Genomic DNA, 320 nt, shown 5'->3' with positions numbered 1-320 from the left:
GGCTTATCTCCGGCCTCAGTCCGGCATTGAACTGGCGCCGGCGGATTTACGCCGGCAACTGGCACAGCATCTGGCCGACTATATGCTGCCCAGTGCCTTTGTGATGCTGGAAAGCTTCCCGCTCACGCCCAATGGCAAACTCGACCGCAAATCACTGCCAGCACCCGACCAGTCTGCCGTGGCAATGCATGCCTATGAAGCGCCCGTTAGCGAACTGGAAACGACACTGGCACAAATTTGGCAAGACCTGCTGGGGCTGGCGCGTGTCGGACGTTATGACCATTTCTTCAAACTCGGCGGTCACTCACTACTCGCAATTC

The 320-nt window shown here is 57.8% G+C and carries 1 protein-coding gene; it reads left to right on the top strand.

Annotation, left to right across the window (positions count from 1 at the left end; translation table 11 throughout):
* Window positions 1–320, top strand: a 320-nt coding sequence (locus ABR397_RS23655; protein ID WP_350307828.1) for a hypothetical protein, incomplete at both ends; no start/stop codon positions are given.

Origin of the sequence: Photorhabdus viridis (assembly GCF_040256935.1) — a bacterium.
GTDB lineage: Bacteria > Pseudomonadota > Gammaproteobacteria > Enterobacterales > Enterobacteriaceae > Photorhabdus > Photorhabdus viridis.
Note: the sequence above shows the minus strand (reverse complement) of the source record. Positions and strands in the feature narration are given on the sequence as shown.